We start from the raw sequence: 17,017 nt of genomic DNA, 5'->3' as shown, positions 1-17,017 counted from the left end.
TTATTAAAAACTAATTTGCTCATGTAGAAAAATCCAATCAAAACATTTAAGAAAGAAACCACATTGACTTTATTAAAATTTAAAATCGGGAAATGCGGACACATTTCCCAATTAATAGAGTCGTTAATTGACTATTAACGAAATTAATCCAACTAACATTCAAAAATATGAAAAAACCTATCGGTAAAAAAATTAAATTTTTTAAAATGAGTTTTAACATACTAGTTATGTTTGCTATAATACTTCCATTGCAAGCAAGTAGCTCTTACTCTGAAAGAACAAAAGTTTCTTTGAAGTTAATAGATGTTCCTTTGGAACAGATTATTAAAGAAATTGAAAGTAAAACAGATTTTAAATTTGTTTACAAAATAGAAAATATAAACTTAAAAAGAAAAATAAGCATTGATGCTGATAAGAAAGAGGTAAAAGCTGTATTAGAAGATATATTCTCAAAATCTAATACTTTTTTTAAAGTAATAAATAAACAAATATTTCTTACCAAAAAAGATAAGAATTCTAATTTGAAAATTCCTGATATTCAAGAAATAAAGATAATTTCTGGAACAGTGACATCTATAGATGGAACTCCTTTGCCAGGTGTAAATATTTTAATTAAAGGCTCAACAACAGGTACTCAAACAGATTTTGATGGAAAATATAATATAGCAACAAAAAAAGGAGATATATTAATATTCTCGTATTTAGGTATGGAGACTATTAATAAAACAGTAGGTGATGAAAAAGTGATAGATATAGTGATGCTAGAAGATGCTGCGTCTTTAGATGAGGTAGTAATCGTAAGTTTTGGAAAGCAAAAGAAAAATAGTATGGTTGCTTCCATTACTACAGTAAAGCCAGAAGATATAAGAGTACCATCAAGCAACTTAACTACAGGTTTGTTAGGGCAAGTTGCTGGTTTAACTGGGTTTCAAGCAGGAGGAGAACCTGGCGCAGACAATGTAGCGTTTTTTATTAGAGGTATAACTACCTTTGGTTTCAATCAAGGACCATTAATATTAATTGATGGTGTAGAATTAACAGTAGAAGATTTAGCACGTATACATCCTGACGATATTGCAGCGTTCTCTATAATGAAAGATGCAACAGCAACTGCATTATATGGTGCCAGAGGTGCTAATGGTGTTGTTTTTATTACTACAAAAGAAGGAAAGGAAGGACCACTTAAAGTAAATGCTAGGATTGAATATTCTACATCTCAACCAACAGATAATGTGGAATTTGCTGACGCTGTTACTTATATGAATATGCATAATGAGGCACTTACCACAAGAAATCCTTTTGGCGTTGAACTGTATTCACCAAGAAAAATTGACAATACTATTGCTGGTACAAACCCTTTATTATATCCAGTTACAGATTGGATGGAGGAGTTGTTTAAAGATTATGCTATTAACAAAAGGATGAATATAAATTTAAGTGGTGGTGGAAAAAAGGCAAGGTATTATGTAGCATTAGGTGCAAGTCAAGATACAGGGATATTACAAGTGCCAGAGGTAAATAATTACAATAGTAATATTGATTTAAAAAGGTATATGTTTCGATCAAATATAAACTTAGATCTAACAGAAACTACGGAATTAAAGTTAGGATTTAATGCAAATTATGTTGATTATACTGGTCCAATAGATGGTGGAGCAGCAGTTTATAATTCAGTAATAGCCACTAACCCTGTGTTATTTAGACCTTTTTACGAAAAAGATGAAGCAAACGAATTTACAGATCATATTTTGTTCGGAAATGCAGATCCTAATTTTCCAGGTGCAGTTTCTGGTAATCCTTATGCAGACGTTGTAAGTGGTTATAGAGAAAATCTAGAATCAAAAATTATTGCTCAGTTAGAATTATCGCAAGATCTTAAAATGATTACTGAAGGCTTGTCGTTTAAAACAATATTAAACATTACTAGAGCTTCTAATTATTCAATAAATAGAGGATCTAATCCGTATTATTATAATCCAGTTCTCAATATAGCAGCGGATGGTACTGAAAGTATCTTTCTTCAGCAATTAAATCCAGATTTACAAGATAATACTTTAACTCTTCAAGGGACATCTTCATCGTCAATAGCTACTACATATTTTGAATCTAGACTAACTTACAATAAAACAATTAAAGATAAACATGATGTAACTGCCTTAGCTGTATATACCTTAAATAATAGGTTAAATTCTATTGACGGTACTAATTTACAAACGTCATTACCTTTTCGTAACATGGGTTTGTCAGGAAGATTTACCTATGCTTATGATGATAGATATTTAGCGGAATTAAATTTTGGCTATAATGGTTCTGAGCGTTTCGCAGCTAATGAACGTTATGGTTTGTTTCCAGCTTTTGGTTTAGGGTGGGTGGTTTCCAATGAATCTTTTATGGATGGTAAAATAAAAGATATTTTTACAAGATTGAAATTTAGAGCTTCTTATGGTTTTGTTGGTAATGATGCCATTGGAGATCCAAACGATAGATTCTTTTATTTATCTGAAGTAAATTTATCTGATGGAACCCAAGGATATACTTTTGGACAAGATTTCAATGTGTCAACTAACGGAGTTTCGACTAATAGATATTCCAATCCTTTAATTACATGGGAAACATCTGAGAAAATGAATATAGGTGTAGAAATGAAATTATTTAATAAAATAGATATTGAAGTAGATGTATTTGAAGAACGCAGATCTAATATTCTGTTAGAAACAATTTTACCAAGTAGTCTTGGTTTTGAAGCTGAAGTGCTAGATAATGTAGGTGAAGCAAGAAGTTATGGTATAGATGGGATGTTGTCTTACAGTCAGAACTTTTCTAATGGCATGTGGATTCAAGGTAGAGCTAATTATACATTTGCTACCAGCGAAATTACAAAATATTCAGAGCCAGACTATACAGCTACACCATGGCTTTCAAGAGTAGGTCAACCTATAAATCAACAATATGGGCTTATTGCTGAACGTTTATTTGTTGACCAGGCAGAAGTAAATAACTCGCCTGCTCAACAGTTTGGTGATTATGGTCCAGGAGACATAAAATATAGAGATATTAATGGAGATGGAATTATAAGTGGTTTAGATGCTGTACCTATAGGGAATCAAACATCACCAGAAATAGTATACGGATTTGGTATTTCTACTGGGTATAAAGGTTTCGATGTATCTTGTTTCTTTCAAGGTTTAGCAAATAGATCGTTTTTTATTAACCCAGTGGCAACAGCACCTTTTGTTGGAGGGAAACAATTGTTAAAAGTCTGGGCAGACGATTATTGGTCAGAGAATAATAGAGATCCCTATGCAAGATGGCCGAGACTTTCAGATGAATTAATTGCAAACAATACGCAAACAAGTACTTGGTTTTTGCAAGACGGAGCATATTTAAGACTTAAAAATGTGGAGGTTGGTTACACATTACCAGAAAAATTAGTTTCTAAAATAGGCATGCAAAAGATTAGGTTTTATGCAACAGGTCAAAATTTAGCACTTTGGAGTACATTTAAATTATGGGATGTTGAAATGGGAGGTAATGGATTATCATATCCAAATCAAAAAGTGTTTAATATTGGGGCACAAATTTCACTTTAAAAATTAAAAACACATAGAAATGAAAAATTATATATATATAATACTGTTTTTATTTGCGAGTCTATTTATTTCTTGCGAAGGAGAGTTTTTGGATGTAGTTCCGGATAATATAGCAACCATTGATAATGCTTTTTCTGGTAGGGTTAATGCAAATCGTTATTTAACTACCTGCTATTCATATTTGCCAGATGCAAGTAGTACTGAGAATACACTTGGTCTTAATGTTGGTGATGAAATACAGCGACCGGCTAATGATGATCAGTCCAATGGCGTTTTAGTAACCAATGGTTTTTTAGGGACTTTTGCACCAAGATATGATTTTTGGAATGGTTTTAATGGAGGCACAGATCTTTATGAAGCAATAACGCATTGTAACGTTTTTCTAGAAAATATTGGAAAAGTACGCGATATCGATGAATTTGAAAGAGACATTTGGATTGCAGAAGTAAAATTTTTAAAAGCGTATTATCATTTTTACTTATTAAGAATGTACGGACCAATTGTATTAAACAAAGAGCTACTTTCTGTAACTGATGACTATAATAATTATGAAAAAATTGGAAGACAATCTATTGATGATAGTTTTTTATATGTAGTAGAGTTAATAGACGAGGCTATCCCATTTTTACCTTCAATACTTGATAGTCCTGGAGATCAATTAGGACGAATTACAAAACCTATCGCAGCAGCTATTAAAGCACGAGTTTTAATGAATTATGCAAGCCCTCTATTTAACGGCAATACAGTTTTTTCTGAATTAAAAGGACCAGATGGGCAATCATTATTTCCAACTACTTATGATCCAGGAAAATGGCAATTAGCAGCTACAGCTTGTAAGGAAGCTATTGATATTTGTGCTGCGGCTGGAGTTGCATTGCATCAAAAAGAAGATTTTTTAAGTCCTTTCATCTTATCTTTATCAGAAGAAACTAAATTGAATAGCGCTTTAAGAGAGAGAGTTACTAGATCATGGAATAACGAGATTATTTGGGGGTATACTGGTAACAGTAGTAACAATTTACAAAGAAATTGTTTTCCTGTATTAGAAGTATATGACAGATCTCCTGTTGGGAGCAATCATAGCCCAACAATACGTATTGCAGAAACGTACTATACCAAAAACGGAGTCCCTATTGATGAAGATTTAACTTACGATTATGAAAATAGGTTTAGAATAAAAACTATTGAAGAATCTGATAATAAATATTATTTAAAAGTAGGGGAACAAACAGCGGTATTAAATTTTGACAGAGAACCTCGTTTTTATTCAGATTTGGGATTTGATAGAGGTACATGGTTTGGAAATGGTAGATTTCAAGACGATGAAAATCCATGGGTATTACGTATAAGACAGTCAGAAGCAAATGTATCTCCCTTTCCTGGGAATGCTATGGTTACCGGGTATCTTGCAAAAAAACTATTAAATATAAATACTACAATAGCAACTCCACAAGCAACTGCTCCTACATACACTAGGTATGCTTTTCCAATTATAAGACTAGCAGACTTATATTTATACTATGCTGAGGCATTAAATGAGGTAAAAGCAAGTCCAGATGGAGAAGTTTACCAATATATCGATTTAGTACGTGAGCGTGCAGAATTGGATGGTGTTGTAGCAAGTTGGAGTTCTTTTTCTAACAACCCTAATAAACCATTAACTAAAGAGGGCATGAGAGAGATTATTCAACAAGAAAGATTTATTGAATTGTCTTTAGAAGGAAGAAGATATTGGGATTTAAGACGATGGAAATTATTAAGAGACAAATTAGATAATAACCCTATTAGAGGATGGAATTATCTCGGAGAAGAGATAGATGACTATTATACAATACAAACACTTGTAACTCCAACTTTTTCAGAAAAAGACTATTTCTGGCCAATTAGAGAGTCTGAGTTGCTAAACAATCCTTTATTAATTCAAAATATTGGATGGTAATTTTATTAAAAAAAAATTAAAAAAATGAAACATTTTAAAAATTTATTTATTCTAGTATGCATTTCTTCTTTTGTGCTTTTGGGTTGCGAAGAAGAGGGTGATCACGGACCATTAGTTTTTGATAATCAAAAACCAGGAGTAGTTACCAACGTTGAATTAGTAGCAGTTCCAGGAGGATTTGATATTAAATTTGATGCTCCTTCTGATACAGATTTATTGTATGTGAAAGCAAGTTATGAAACAGAAGCTCTTGGTAAAACAGAATTAAGAGCTTCTAAATTTAGTAACACTTTCGAAGCACGTGGTTATGGAAACGAAGAAGAAAAGGTGGTTAGTTTTATAGCTGTAGATAAAAGTGGTAATGAATCTGACATTGTTACGGCTGTAGGGACTCCGCTTAGAGCACCGATATTAGATATACAAAATTCAGCAACAGTTAATGTAGATTTTGGAGGAGCTAGATTTAATTGGCAAAATACAGAACAATCGACTTTGGTGATTGATTTATTAGCGGAAGATGATTTTGGAAATTTAGAAATAGCACAAACGCTCTATAACAGTGTAGCTGATGGGGTAGCTAACCTTAGAGGATATCCTTCTGTACCAACAAAATTTGCATTTATATTTAGGGATCAATATAAAAACAAATCAGATACTATTTTTCCAAATACGCCAGATAAATTACTAACACCATTATTTGAATCTACTTTAGATAAAAGTCTTTTTTCTCAATATCAGTTAATTGAAGGTGATGAAATTTGGACCACATTTGGAGGGGTTGTTGCTGAATTGTTTAATGACATAACTAATTCAAACAATGATTTTGCCAGAGCTACTATTGTTAATGAGAGAACCTTTTTTACTATGGATTTGGGTGTTAGTGCAAATTTAAGTCGATTTAAATTGCACATGCGAAGAACTAGATATTTCTCAGTAGGAGCGCCAAAAGTGTATACCATATATGGTACTAATGAAGTTCCAAGTCCAGATGGCGATATGAGTAATTGGATAAAACTAAGAGAATGTGTTGCAACTAGTCCTTCTGGAAATACGTATGGAGGAAGTGGTAACCAAGGTTTGAGTAACGAAGATGAAGAAGCTGCTATAAATGGAAGTGAATTCTCTTTAAGTCCTTCACCACCTGTTAGATATATTAGAATAGAATTTTTGGAAAATTTTGAGTCGAGTGGGTATATTATATTTTCCGAACTTTCATTCTGGGGTGAAATACAATAAAAATTAAAAATGAAGATTATGTTTAGTAAAAATTTATATATATTATTAGCGATTATTAGTGCTGTTTTTGTATCGTGTACTGAAACGGATGCTAATTTCAAGCAATATCTCGAAAATGGAGAAATTGAGTACAGTAATAAAGTAGATTCGGTTAAAGCTATTAGTGGTAGAAATAGAGCAAAAATTACAGCATCCTTATTTAATGCGATTACTGTTACTGAAGTTCTAGTCTCATGGAATAGTGGAGAGAATATATTGAGTTTTCCATATGAAAAATCAGATAACAATATAGATTCATTAGAATATATAATTCCTAATTTAGAGGAAAGATCGTATCAATTTGCTATCTTTACTAAAGATGCTCAAGGTGCATCTTCTGTAGAAGTAGATGCATTTGTTAACGTATACGGCGATGCTTACCGTTCTAGTTTACTGGCGAAATCATTCAATTCTACAAGAACAAATGCAGATTCTTTAGCAGTTGAATTAAGTATTAGCAGTGCATCTGAGCGTAATACTGAATTTAAATATTTTAATGAAACTACGGGTGAAGAGTTAGTTGTAACAACAATGCCCGAAGATGAGCGTGTTGTGTTAAATAATGTTGATTTTACAAAAACGATTCAATACCGTACGTTTTATGTGCCAGAAGAAAATAGTATAGACGAATTTGATTCTGATTGGGAGGAGTTCATTCTACAACAAAATATTGTAGATGCATTAGATTCTGTAGTGATTACACCGATTAGTGGTGGAATCAATATTTTTTGGGAAAATGTAGCAAACAAAGATTTAACGATAGAATTAACTTACTTTGTGAATGGAGTTGCAAATACAAATGTATTTACTTCATCAGATACAACCGGAAATTTTGATACTACTGGTTTAACATCAGATATACAAAATGTTACTATAGGAATTAAAGATTTAGGAGCTAACGAAGTGGTGAGGACTTTTACTGTAGATCCTGATTAAATTTTGAGAAGAATTAAGCTGAATATTTTATTAGGTTGGGAGGCCGTAATTGTAAGTTTAAAAAGGGGATGCATGTAAAATGGCAATTAGCAGCAAGAAGGTTTTATTAAAAGATTCGCAAATACAGCATCTTGTTTATAAGTTGGAGATTAAGCTATTTAATCAACCCATAGAGTAAGTATATAAAGACACAGATAGGATTGAAAGTTTATAGAGTGAACCTTTAATCCTATCTTAAATTAAACCTTGGAGCATTAAATAAAGAAAATAATTTAGATAAAATGATATATCCTGATCCTCTAAAAATGAAAAGAGTCCATTATTTTAGTAGTTTTAAAAATACGTATTTCATATTTGGATTGCTGTTCACAATATTTTCTTCTTATAGTCAGGTCATAAAAGTTGACAAACCAAACATCATTATTTTTTATGCTGATGATTTGGGTTGGCAAGATACAGAAGTGAATGATGTAGATGCACCTTGTCCGTGGGAAACTCCAAATTTTAAACGGTTAGCAAAACAAGCTATTAATTTTACACAAGCGTATTCTCCAGCACCAGTTTGTTCTCCCAGTCGTGTGGCACTTATCACAGGCGTTCATCCAGCATTATCAGGCAAAACAAGTATTAATGGTGGCAAGCCTGAAACTGTTTCTAAATCAGCGAACATTATGGTGTCTCCTTATCAACCAGGTCATATGAACCCTTCAGAATATACCTTGGCCAATGCTTTGGTTGATCATGGCTATACCACAGCACATGTAGGTAAATGGCATATATGAAATGCAGCTACAAAAACATCATCCGCAGAGGTAGGTTTTGAGTATGTATCGGAGACCCGTGGATTAACAAGAAGGATGAAACCCGATCGCTTGTCTGACTTTGCGACATACAAAGAAGATGATATGTATCGAATTGATAAAAAAACAGGTCGGCCATACGATCCAGTTACAGGCGATGCCTTAAAATTTCTTGAGAAAAGTAGTAAAAGTAAACAACCGTTCTTTCTGTATTTGGCACATTGGTTGGTACATGCACCTATTCAAACAAGGGATAGTTTATTTTTAGCCTATAACTGTAAAAAAATGGGATTACCTTTCCCGACAGATCCAGGTCAATGGAAAACACCAGGACAAAATAATCCATATTATGCATCTATGGTAGGCACTTTAGATTGGAGTTTAGGTAAAATTCTCGACTTTATGGAAGCTACAGATGATCCGCGATATCCTGGAAAAAAAATATCTGAAACCACTTATCTTTTTGTGTCTTCGGATAATGGAGGAATGGAATGGGCCAGAGAAGAAACCACAGATAATGCTCCTTTAGATAAAGGAAAAATATCAACAAGAGAAGGTGGTGTTCGTGTGCCTACTTTTATAAAAGGACCAGAAATTACGCCGAATGTTTCTCGAGAAATTGTTTCAGGGTTAGATTTTTATCCCACAATTTTGGCGATGACTGGCGCACCCGGTAACGCAGCACAAAATGCTAGATTCGGAGGAGTTAATATTTTTCCTTATTTACTGGGTCAGGAAAATGAGGTGAAAGATACATCGGGTAAAAAGCGGGATATACTGTACTGGCATTTTCCTCATGGACGTCCCGATGAAATTAGAAGTGCTATGAGAGCGGGAGATTTTAAATTGTATAAAAACTATTTGACTAGTGATTATAGCCTTTATCGATTAGATGATGCCAATGGAAATCGTTTGGATTGGGAAGAAAACAATGATTTAAGCCAAAAACCTGAATTTAGAAATACGTTTCATAACATGGTAGAAAAATTAGAAACGTTCTTAAAAGAAACGAAAGCAAAACCAGGGTATTTTAATTCAAGAAGTACAAAAGAGATTGCTGGGAAAAATAGGGTACCCTCAATCATTAGTCAGTTTTATAATAAAAGAACCAGAGAAGCTACCGTTACTTTTTAAACCGAATTACAAGGAAAAACAAAGGTTCAGAAAGTGTATTTAACCTACACGAAAAAGAAGGGAAAAAAAAGTGGGTATTGGTATCAAATTCCTGCAAAAATAGCTCAAGGAAAGGCTGTTGTGAAGCTACCTCTAGGGGCAACGCACTATGTTTTTACATTAATTGATGAAAATAATTATATTTTTTCACCTGTCGTGGACAACAAATCTACGTTGGATGTAAGCTATAAGCTTTAGTTGATATGTTAACGAAGGAAGAAAATAGTTAGTACTGCCAGAATTAATTTTTGCAGTCGAAACTTTTTTATACTAATACATTATTAGAGCAACACAAAGGGTAAATAGAGAAAGTTGATTATAGTAGTTTATCATGATATTTATATTTCAATAAAATATGATGAAATATAAAATTCAAATCTTAGTATCAATTGTAATAATCTTTATTTCCTTTTCTTGTAAAAAAGACCTATCCATAAAGGAGTCATCTTTTGTTAAATCCCATATTGCAGGAGATTATATTCTTGATGCACCAGAGGGTTGGTGGTATTGGTGTATGGCTCCAATTTATGATGACTCAGGGAAATTACATGTATTTATGTCTGCCATTCCTAATAATGGGAGCTGGATAAAAGATAGTAAAATAGTACATTATACAGCTAAATCCCCAAAAGGTCCTTATACTTTTGTAGATACTACTTTTGCCAGCAATACACATACCTATCATAATCCACAAATATCCCAAGTAGAAGATATCTATGTTTTGGTCTATTTATTAAAGTCTAGAGATACGCCAGGGTTCAATCAAGAAATAGGTATTGCAACCTCTAAATCTTTGGATGGTCCTTGGACGGAAAGCCCATATAATCCTATAATTAAAGCTTCAGGAACACAAAGAGATGGTGCAAATATTATTCATGCTTCAAATCCTACTTTTTTAAAAGACAAAGATGGGAAATTCAGGATTTACTATAAATCCATGTCTGACGCTTTTGGTACAACAAGGCATCGTGAAATTTCTTTAGCGATAAGTGATAATATTGAAGGGCCTTATGAGAATCACCCAGAAAACCCTCTTATTAGTTATGCCGATAAAGATTTAGATATTGAAGATTGCTATGCGTTTTATTATAAAGACATGTATTATATGATTGTGGAAGATAGAAAGGGAGTAAGAAATATGCTAGAAGGAAACCCTATTCCTGCGAAGGAAATAAAAGCAGGAGGCAATCGCCCAGGGTTAATTTATAAATCGGAGGATGGCATACATTGGGGCAGACCAGAGATTGGTTATAAAACAAATGAACAATACTTTGGAGATAAATTGGCACGTACTGAACGCCCACATATTTTATGGAAAAACGGAGAACCAGAATATCTTTTTCTTGCATGTCATGATGAAGACCCTTCAGCTGGATTTTTTGTTAAAATTGATGGATGGATTCCAAATTAAATAACATTACAAATGAATTTAAAAATTTTCAAAAACAGCACTATAGTCTTACTACTTATTTTATTTGCCTTACCAACAATTTTATCAGCTCAAAAGAAACCTAATATTATTGTTGTGATAACAGACGACCAAGGGTTTAATGATTTAAGCTGTATGGGGAATCGGTATATAAAAACACCCCATATCGATGCTTTTTATGAGGAATCTGTTCGATTTACAAATTACCATGTTTCTACTACCTGTGCACCAAGTAGGGCTGCATTAATGACAGGGAGGCATTCTAATCGGGTAAATGCTTATCATACTATTATGGGGCGTTCCCTTTTATTTGAAGATGAAGTTATTTTGCCTCAAATTTTTGCTCAAAACGGATATACCAACGGTATGTTTGGTAAGTGGCATTTAGGAGATAATTATCCTTTTCGTCCAGAAGATAGAGGATTCCATGAAGTAGTCCGTCACGGTGGCGGAGGAATTACCCAAGGACCCGATTATTGGGGAAATGATTATTTTGATGATACGTATTGGCATAATGGAAAAACAGAAAAATACAATGGATATTGTACAGATGTATTTTTCTCAGAAGCTTTAAATTTTATAGGGGATAATAAAGACAATCCTTTTTTTTGCTATATATCTACCAATGCACCGCACGCGCCATATAATGTTCCAAAAGATTACTTCGATATTTATAAAGATATAAGCGAATCCGAATTACCAGATAGATACAAAAGGTTTTATGGTATGATTACTAATATCGACGACAATTTTAGACATTTACAGAAAAAACTAGATGCTTTAAACTTAACCGATAATACCATTCTTATTTTCACGACTGATAATGGGACAGCTGGAGGAAATAAAATATTTGACGCAGGAATGAAAGGTTCTAAAGGAAGTGTTTATGAAGGCGGACATCGGGTACCTTTATTTATTCGTTGGCCAGATGGAAAACTTACAGGAGGTAAGGATATTGATAAGTTAGTGGCGCATTATGATTTGCTTCCAACATTTGTTGATGTATTAGGTTTAGATTTTAATCCCGTAAAGCCGTTGGATGGTACTAGTTTAAAACCATTATTATATAATACAGTAGAAAAACTCCCAAATAGAGTTTTGTATATGGATACCCAACGGATGCAAAATCTTATTAAATACAGAACGTATACCGTAATGGATGATGACTGGAGATTGGTAAATGGCGATGAACTTTATAACATGAAAAATGATAAAATCTAGTCAACTAACGTTGTTCAAAAGCATCCAGAGGTAGCAGAGCGTTTAGCTTTAGGATATGAAAAGTGGTGGCAATCATTTATGGATGAAGGTGTAGATGAAAAATACAGTTATATAAAAGTGGGTTCACCTCATGAAAACCCTTCTAGAATTTCCGCTCATGATATGCTTACGGGCAAATTTGGACATGTTTGGCATCAATATGGAGCAACCAGTGGATCTGCGGCAACTGGAAGATGGAAAATAGAATTTGTGGAAGATGGGGATTACAAAATTAGTCTAAGAAGATTTCCCCGTGAAAGCGGTTTAGCCATTAATGCTACCTTTCCTGAACAAACAAAAATTCCCGAATTGGATAGAATCATGCCGGCAAGTGTAAAATCAGATTTTCAAGAGGCCTATATTTATGTTGCCGGTTTGGTAAAATCAGATAAAATCAAAGAAGGACAAGACGAAGTAAGCTTTACAAGTCGTATTCCAGCAGGTAAGTATGATATGGAAGCGCAATTAATTGATGAAAATGATGTTGTTCATCCAGCTTACTATGTTTATATCGAAAAAATTTAACGCTTTTTTTAAAAGAATTATTAATTAAATACCAACTATCAAAATGTACAGGAGCAAGAATAAGTCAGTGTTAGTTTTAATATATATATTTATAGTAACAGTGTTTTCCTCAACTGTAATAGCACAAAATACCTATGTAATAAGTGACGGTAGTAGTTTTGAAAGTAAGGATTTTTACCCTAAATTCAGTTGGGATACCACGCCCATGTATTATATGTTTGGCGAATCAACCAGAGTACTGTTTCCAGAGGAAGTTGAACACATTTCCGAAAGAACAAATTTTATTTGTATCGAAAAATCACATGCCCTTAAACAACTGGGTTCTGCGGAATTAGGAGCAAAACATGATGTTGCGGCTTTTAAGAAAGTGAAGCCAGACATGAAAGTACTCTTCTATTTTAACTCCGCTTACGCATGGCCATTTACCTCTTATAATAAAGACTTTACTGGTGAAAATATTGACCAGCATCCAGAGCTAAAAAAATTCCTAATAATTGACCCCAAAACCAAAGAACTGGCACATCGCAGAAATACGTTTTATTTCGATGTTTTGAATCCAGGGTTTCGCGATTGGTGGGTAAACACGGTAGCAAAAGGTGTTGAATTTTCTGGTGCCGATGGTGCTTTTATTGACCAGATGCATGGATTTGCTTGGTTGCGTAAAGATAAAAGTGAAGAGGTTCAGAAAGCTATGGGAGATATGATGGAAGCTTTAAAAGAAAAATTAGGCTCGGATAAAATAGTATTGGGAAACAATGCGCATGATAAAATAGCGCAGTATGTTTTTCCGGTAGTGGATGCTAATATGTTCGAACATTATAAAAGTGATTTATTAAGCAAAGAAAAACTGCTTGAAGATTGGGAAAATATGCTTCGAACTGCCAAAGCGGGAAAAATATCGGTATTTCGTGTTGGAGTGGAGCATGATGGCGTCTCAGAAGAGAAAAAGGATTATTATAAAGGCGCAAAGAGAAATGAAAGACTTGCAAAACTTTCAAAAGAAAAATTGGAATATTATCTTGCCTGCTATTTGATTGGAGCACAGCCTTATTCTTATTTTCAATATGGTTGGGGCTGGACATTGTCTTCAGGTTCATTAATTGATTACCCAGATTTACAACGCCCATTAGGCGATCCCAAAGGAGTATATTCTCGAACTACGCCAGAGGGATGGGGGTTTACCCGAGAGTTTGAACATGCAAGTGTTTGGGTAAATATTGAAACAGGTAAAGCTCAAATATCTTGGAAAAAATAATTTTTTTAACTTATAAAATGTGTTTACCTTATTAGAGAGTTTATTTTAAATTTCTGTCAAAAAAAAGAGAAATGAACAACATTTGAATTGATTTAAGAAACACTGCATTATAAATAGCACTTTATTTTACCTAACTGATGTTACACACAAAAGTATTAAATTTCGTTTATGAATGTTAATAACCTTTTGGATTAATAAACGAACTATAGTACCGTGACAAGCCTCTCATTTATGAAGGACAATAAAGTAAGTCATAACCAGATAACACGCTTGCTATCTGGTAAAGTAGATTCAAGAACCTTATGGCTGGAATCTAAACCTATGGTCCATGAGATTAGTAATCTAAAATTATTAACTCTTAAATAAATACAAGAAATTAGCTGTTTATCCAAATCCAACAAATAATAAATTTGTTATTGATTTTAGAATTTCACAAGAGGCTTCATATTCCATTGTTAATTATATGGGTAAAATATTACTTTCTGGAGTTGTGAAAAATGGAACAACTTCTAACGAGTATGAAACAGTTTCAAAAAAGATAGTTAAGGAATAAAAATAAAGATACCGTTAATTGAAATCGGCGGTATTTTTTTAAAAAAAGTTCTCATGTATATGTAAAGGGTATTTTCCTAATACAAAACAAATTGCATGAACCTTGTGGCAAAAGCTCTTAAAAGAATAAGAACGTATAATGTCAAGTTTACGTTAATAAATATTCCAAAATCTAAAATTTTTACAACAGGTTCTTTTATTTCTATTTTTTTCGATAAAGTGCAATAGAAGGTTTATTTCAGCAAATAAATGGTCAATATAAGCATCCATTTTTTTTTACAAAAAAGTAAATTGCTTCACCATTTAAAGACCATTTAAAGACCATTAAATATAAAACTTTGAATTATGAATTTACAAAAACACTTTATTTTTATATGTGCAATTTTGTTTGGTCTAAATATGTATTCCCAAACCATTGGTCCATGGAATGTTACCGAACTTAAGCAAACACCTAATTGGACAACTACCAATGTGGATGCTGTAGCTGGAATGACAGGTATTCTCTACGAATCCATTGATTATTTAAATAATCCTGTAGAAGTATTCGCTTATTACTCAGCGCCTACGGGTACTCCACCAGCAGGAGGTTGGCCTGCTGCCATATTTGTTTCTGGAGGCTTAGGAGATGCTTTCCCAGAAGCTGTAAAATACTGGAATGATCGTGGTTATGCCGCAATATCCATGGATACATTTGGGGATTTTCCAAATGGAACTGCTACTCCTAATCCAGGTCCAGGACGTAATGGCGTTTTTAATGACTGGACTTTGCCTATCGAGGACCAATGGTATTACCACGCCGTTGCTCAAGTTGTTAAAGCGCACTCTCTTATAGCTTCTTTTTCTGAAGTTAATGCAAATAAGATTGGCATTATGGGAGCAAGTTGGGGTGGAACAATAACAGGTACTATAATGGGCTTAGATGACCGACTGGCTTGGGCATTTCCAATTTATGGATGTGGATATTTACGGGGTTCTGATGGTTCTCAAGGAAATGCTATTGGTACAGGAGCAAAAGCAGCTTTTGTTATGGATAACTACGACGGAAGCTTATATTTCAATAATGTTACATTTCCTACTTTATTCCTTAATAGAATGAGAGATGGTCATTTTGATATGTCACAGAATCAGCTATCTTCACGAGCTGTGCAAGGTTCTACAGGTTTGATATTATTAAAAAATTGGGGACATGGAAATACAAATTGGACAGAATTGGAAGAGCCCTACGCATTTGCTGAGAGCGTAGTTAATGGTGGTGATCCGCTTCCAGAAGTTGGTAAGCCATATATTACTTTTGGTACGGGCTATGTTACTGCTACTTCTTCTGTGGGAATAAGTAGTGCTACGATGCATTATACCAACGATGGCGATAATGTAGAACTGAATGAAAAGAACTGGATATCGATCGATGCCAACATTTCTGGTAATAACATTTCTGCGAGTATACCAGAAACTGCTACAATTATTATTTTTGAGGTATCTGATTCTCGTGGGTTGATTAAGAGCTCAGAGTACATTTTTAATCCTGATGCTGTTGTAATAACCCCATCTGAAAACCTTGCTTTAAATGGTACAGCAACACAATCTACAACACTAAATGATCGCGGACCAGAACTTGCTATTGATAATAATACAGATGGAGTTTATAATCGTGGTTCTGTAACCGTTGCTGAAAGTACTTTAGAGTCTCAAGCTTGGTGGCAGGTAGATCTTGGTGGTGAATACAATATTAGTGACATCAATATTTTTAATAGAACCGATGTTTGCTGTGTAGACAGATTGTCAAATTTCACATTAACTGTTACTGATAATAATGGTACTGAAATATATACCGAAACGATTACTACAGCACCTAATCCTGATGTAAACATAAACGTTAATGGAGCTATTGGTCAGGTTATAAGAATTGAATCTAACCTTGCTGATACTAATTTAAATTTGGCTGAAGTACAAGTATTTGGAGACGCTATACTTGGAGTTGAAGATAAAAAAAAAGCAGATAGACTCGTAGTTCACCCAAACCCAGTTTCCAATAGTATTACCATTGATTTTAAAGGTTCGCAAGCAGCTAAAATGAAAATAATCGATAGCCGAGGTAAAATCATAATACAGGATGATATACAATACGGAACCAATACTATAAACCTTAGCAATTTGTCTTCAGGTCTATACATCATAAAGGTTTCTGATGAAAATGAAACGTATACAAGAAAAATGATTAAAAAATAATTGAAAAATGCCGATAATCGAAATTATTGGTGGGTATTTTTTGATAAAAAAATCGTG

Annotated in this window: 11 protein-coding genes and 1 pseudogene; all 12 read left to right on the top strand. The window is 33.6% G+C overall.

All coding sequences use genetic code 11. The features are described 5' to 3' along the window. Positions 1-206: 206 nt before the first annotated feature. The 12 genes and pseudogenes from Q0998_RS08475 to Q0998_RS08430 all read left to right on the top strand — a co-directional run bounded on the left by Q0998_RS08475 (position 207) and on the right by Q0998_RS08430 (position 16,960). A complete protein-coding gene (locus Q0998_RS08475; protein WP_299668871.1) occupies positions 207-3,590 on the top strand; it encodes a TonB-dependent receptor in 3,384 nt (1,127 codons plus the stop codon). A gap of 19 nt (positions 3,591-3,609) precedes the next feature. After that, the gene (locus Q0998_RS08470; RefSeq protein WP_299668868.1) at positions 3,610-5,529 is read left to right on the top strand and encodes a RagB/SusD family nutrient uptake outer membrane protein; all 1,920 of its coding nucleotides are present in this window, start codon (positions 3,610-3,612) and stop codon (positions 5,527-5,529) included. 24 nt (positions 5,530-5,553) lie between these two features. Beyond that, positions 5,554-6,765 carry a DUF5000 domain-containing lipoprotein gene (locus Q0998_RS08465; RefSeq protein WP_299668865.1) on the top strand — a complete coding sequence of 404 codons (1,212 nt, stop codon included), beginning with the start codon at positions 5,554-5,556 and terminating at the stop codon, positions 6,763-6,765. An 18-nt stretch (positions 6,766-6,783) separates the two neighbouring features. Further along, the gene (locus Q0998_RS08460) at positions 6,784-7,740 is read left to right on the top strand and encodes a DUF4998 domain-containing protein (RefSeq protein WP_299668862.1); all 957 of its coding nucleotides are present in this window, start codon (positions 6,784-6,786) and stop codon (positions 7,738-7,740) included. 305 nt (positions 7,741-8,045) lie between these two features. After that, positions 8,046-8,522 carry a sulfatase-like hydrolase/transferase gene (locus Q0998_RS19390; protein ID WP_366943614.1) on the top strand — a complete coding sequence of 159 codons (477 nt, stop codon included), beginning with the start codon at positions 8,046-8,048 and terminating at the stop codon, positions 8,520-8,522. Positions 8,523-8,597: 75 nt separating this feature from the next. Beyond that, positions 8,598-9,674 (top strand): sulfatase-like hydrolase/transferase, encoded by a 1,077-nt coding sequence (locus tag Q0998_RS08455; RefSeq protein WP_366943613.1) that lies wholly within the window; start codon positions 8,598-8,600, stop codon positions 9,672-9,674. 394 nt (positions 9,675-10,068) lie between these two features. After that, positions 10,069-11,124 carry a glycoside hydrolase family protein gene (locus tag Q0998_RS08450; RefSeq protein ID WP_299668859.1) on the top strand — a complete coding sequence of 352 codons (1,056 nt, stop codon included), beginning with the start codon at positions 10,069-10,071 and terminating at the stop codon, positions 11,122-11,124. Between the two features lie 12 nt (positions 11,125-11,136). Next, complete coding sequence (locus Q0998_RS08445; protein ID WP_299668857.1) at positions 11,137-12,363, top strand: arylsulfatase; 1,227 nt, start codon at positions 11,137-11,139, stop codon at positions 12,361-12,363. A gap of 78 nt (positions 12,364-12,441) precedes the next feature. Beyond that, entirely contained in the window at positions 12,442-12,927 is a 486-nt protein-coding gene (locus Q0998_RS08440) for a hypothetical protein (RefSeq protein WP_299668855.1), read from the top strand. Between the two features lie 67 nt (positions 12,928-12,994). Beyond that, on the top strand, positions 12,995-14,182 hold the full coding sequence (locus Q0998_RS08435) for a putative glycoside hydrolase (RefSeq protein ID WP_299668853.1): 1,188 nt from the start codon (positions 12,995-12,997) through the stop codon (positions 14,180-14,182). 394 nt (positions 14,183-14,576) lie between these two features. After that, positions 14,577-14,735: pseudogene (locus tag Q0998_RS19385) on the top strand (hypothetical protein); the annotation flags it as partial. A 344-nt stretch (positions 14,736-15,079) separates the two neighbouring features. Further along, entirely contained in the window at positions 15,080-16,960 is a 1,881-nt protein-coding gene (locus Q0998_RS08430) for a T9SS type A sorting domain-containing protein (protein ID WP_299668850.1), read from the top strand. The last annotated feature ends 57 nt before the right edge of the window (positions 16,961-17,017 follow it).

It is taken from the genome of uncultured Polaribacter sp., assembly GCF_947501385.1.
In the GTDB taxonomy this organism is placed as follows: domain Bacteria; phylum Bacteroidota; class Bacteroidia; order Flavobacteriales; family Flavobacteriaceae; genus Polaribacter.
The sequence above is the reverse complement of the archived record's forward strand: the minus strand, read 5'-3'. Positions and strand labels throughout refer to the sequence as shown.

What these genes read in the sequence shown, in the direction of transcription:
- Q0998_RS08475 (WP_299668871.1), top strand. Translation starts at nt 207, where the DNA reads ATGAGTTTTAACATACTAGTTATGTTTGCTATAATACTTCCATTGCAA.
- Q0998_RS08465 (WP_299668865.1), top strand. Translation starts at nt 5,554, where the DNA reads ATGAAACATTTTAAAAATTTATTTATTCTAGTATGCATTTCTTCTTTT.
- Q0998_RS08470 (WP_299668868.1), top strand. Translation starts at nt 3,610, where the DNA reads ATGAAAAATTATATATATATAATACTGTTTTTATTTGCGAGTCTATTT.
- Q0998_RS08450 (WP_299668859.1), top strand. Translation starts at nt 10,069, where the DNA reads ATGATGAAATATAAAATTCAAATCTTAGTATCAATTGTAATAATCTTT.
- Q0998_RS19390 (WP_366943614.1), top strand. Translation starts at nt 8,046, where the DNA reads ATGAAAAGAGTCCATTATTTTAGTAGTTTTAAAAATACGTATTTCATA.
- Q0998_RS08455 (WP_366943613.1), top strand. Translation starts at nt 8,598, where the DNA reads ATGAAACCCGATCGCTTGTCTGACTTTGCGACATACAAAGAAGATGAT.
- Q0998_RS08440 (WP_299668855.1), top strand. Translation starts at nt 12,442, where the DNA reads ATGGATGAAGGTGTAGATGAAAAATACAGTTATATAAAAGTGGGTTCA.
- Q0998_RS08460 (WP_299668862.1), top strand. Translation starts at nt 6,784, where the DNA reads ATGTTTAGTAAAAATTTATATATATTATTAGCGATTATTAGTGCTGTT.
- Q0998_RS08430 (WP_299668850.1), top strand. Translation starts at nt 15,080, where the DNA reads ATGAATTTACAAAAACACTTTATTTTTATATGTGCAATTTTGTTTGGT.
- Q0998_RS08445 (WP_299668857.1), top strand. Translation starts at nt 11,137, where the DNA reads ATGAATTTAAAAATTTTCAAAAACAGCACTATAGTCTTACTACTTATT.